This window comes from Nitrosomonas communis (assembly GCF_024102715.1).
Taxonomy (GTDB): domain Bacteria; phylum Pseudomonadota; class Gammaproteobacteria; order Burkholderiales; family Nitrosomonadaceae; genus Nitrosomonas; species Nitrosomonas communis_B.
The window spans coordinates 1-1,898 of the sequence record NZ_JAGFJM010000030.1 but is presented as its reverse complement, the minus strand read 5'-3'; the positions used below and the strand labels follow the sequence as shown (position 1 = coordinate 1,898).

Sequence of the window (1,898 nt, the reverse complement as noted above, 5' to 3'; positions counted from 1 at the left end):
CGTGACGGCATGATTGATAAGAACATGGCCAGAATAGACCGCATTGTTAAAGAGGTTTCGCGCCGGTGACTATAAAAATCGACCAGGCGCTAATCCAGCATTTCATAAGCGGCTCGTTCGGCCTGCCGATTGCGCACGAAAATTTGCCGTATAGTCCTGTTGCAGGAACAGCATACGCTGAAATACTGGTAATTCAAAATGACATCACTGCTGCTGATTTATCTCATACTAATGAGACTGACGGGATTTTCAGGGTAATTCTGCGCTATCCGGTGGACTCTGGCTCCATAGCCGTAAAGCAGAAAGCTGACGCAATTTTCAGTTATTTCAAAATCGGTTCTGAAATTGCATATGCAGGGCAGGAGATTGTAATCACTCGTCATGCACGCGCTAATGGATATTCAGAGCAGGGATGGTATAAAATAGTAATAACAATCAGTTACAAGGCATTTTTAGCACGATGACAGCATCAAGCAGGAAATTGCACGAAACATTAATACGTCTTTTTATAACAGCGAGGATTGCACATGTCTACACCAATATTACTGCTCAACACCAAAGTTGAGATGCAGAACGCTCTGGCGGCTGCAAAAACCATCACCGCTATCTCAAAAGCGACCGAAGCAGTCATTACAGCAACGCATGATTTCCAGGTTGGCGATCTTATCGTAATCGATGAGGTTGCCGGAATGTTCGAGATCAATAAGCGCGTTGTCCGGGTCAAGTCCATCAATACCACCGTGGATTTCACCTGCGAGGGATTGGATTCAACCAATTGGACTACGTATGTCTCTGGCGGCACAGCTCAAAAGGTCTCCACGCTGCTTGCTTTCGATAACGTCACTTCATTCAATTTTCCTGAGCCGCAGCCAAACCGGATTGACGTAACACCTATTTCCAGCTCCCAAAAAGTAGAGGTGTTCGGCCTGGACGATGCTCCTGTAGCCACGATGAACATGAACTCCGACCCTCTTGGCGCAACCATTGTCGAGCTGAGAAAAGCGAGTCTAGCCAAGACAACCCGTGCTTTTCGCGTGACCACGCAAACAGGTCAAGTGTTGATCTTCAACGCATTTGTAGCAGGCGGACGTGGCTTTGATGGTGCAGTAGGCGCGGTTGCTACCGGTCAGGCCAGCATGACGTTTGCTGCTCCTGAGCAATGGTTTGCATCTTAATGAGGGGATGCCATGACCAGTCTAGTTGAAAAAATCAGGCAGAAACGACGCTTTGAAGTGCAGGTTGATCATATCACCTTCACCGGCTCATTACCTACGACCGAACAATTCTTTGTCTATGGCCGCGAATCCGTCACAGATGCCGAGATCGCACGTAAATGCGTGGATGGATGGCAGGGCGTGAAAGAGGCGGACTTGATCGAGGGAGGCAGTGATGATGCTGTCTCTTTCGACAAAGAGTTATTCAATGAAGTTATCGGGGACAAGCCGGATTGGTGGCGGCCTATCTCCGACCTGGTGATTGATCGCTTCAAGCTTCGAGCAGCAGAGAAGGAAGACAAGGAAAAAAACTCGCAATCTGGATCGAAAGCCAAAGCCTCAGGCAAATAAGTCGGGCTAAAGCTTTTGCTCCAGACGTTCAGTTGCAACCCATCAATCAGATTGCTTTAAGAATCTGGAAATTAATGGGTTCAGAAATAAATTGGGGGGCGCTCGATGTGCTCTCCGAGTATTTCAGAGTTGATGACATAGAAGTTTTGATTGATTCACTGATACAAATCAAGGATTACCGCGACAAGGTGCAGGCAGCGAACAATTGACTGAAGAAGTAGCTTCACTGATCATAAAGGCGGATTCGACACAATTAAAATCCGCCCGGGATGAGCTTGATAAGCTGGCGAAAACGAGCGCAAACACAGAAGATGCTGTTAGCAAATTTTCTTC

General features: G+C 47.3%; 4 protein-coding genes. All 4 read left to right on the top strand.

Annotation, left to right across the window (positions count from 1 at the left end; all coding sequences use genetic code 11):
* Positions 1–65: 65 nt before the first annotated feature.
* The 4 genes from J5I83_RS03115 to J5I83_RS03100 all read left to right on the top strand — a co-directional run bounded on the left by J5I83_RS03115 (position 66) and on the right by J5I83_RS03100 (position 1,774).
* Positions 66–464 (top strand): phage tail terminator-like protein, encoded by a 399-nt coding sequence (locus tag J5I83_RS03115; RefSeq protein ID WP_304053214.1) that lies wholly within the window; start codon positions 66–68, stop codon positions 462–464.
* Positions 465–527: 63 nt separating this feature from the next.
* Positions 528–1,175 (top strand): phage tail tube protein, encoded by a 648-nt coding sequence (locus tag J5I83_RS03110; RefSeq protein WP_304053212.1) that lies wholly within the window; start codon positions 528–530, stop codon positions 1,173–1,175.
* A gap of 12 nt (positions 1,176–1,187) precedes the next feature.
* Entirely contained in the window at positions 1,188–1,565 is a 378-nt protein-coding gene (locus J5I83_RS03105) for a hypothetical protein (RefSeq protein WP_304053210.1), read from the top strand.
* 74 nt (positions 1,566–1,639) lie between these two features.
* Positions 1,640–1,774 (top strand): hypothetical protein, encoded by a 135-nt coding sequence (locus J5I83_RS03100; protein WP_304053209.1) that lies wholly within the window; start codon positions 1,640–1,642, stop codon positions 1,772–1,774.
* Positions 1,775–1,898: the final 124 nt, after the last annotated feature.

Excerpts from the sequence above, each read along its gene's own strand:
- J5I83_RS03110 (WP_304053212.1), top strand. The coding sequence starts at position 528 with ATGTCTACACCAATATTACTGCTCAACACCAAAGTTGAGATGCAGAAC.
- J5I83_RS03105 (WP_304053210.1), top strand. The coding sequence starts at position 1,188 with ATGACCAGTCTAGTTGAAAAAATCAGGCAGAAACGACGCTTTGAAGTG.
- J5I83_RS03100 (WP_304053209.1), top strand. The coding sequence starts at position 1,640 with ATGGGTTCAGAAATAAATTGGGGGGCGCTCGATGTGCTCTCCGAGTAT.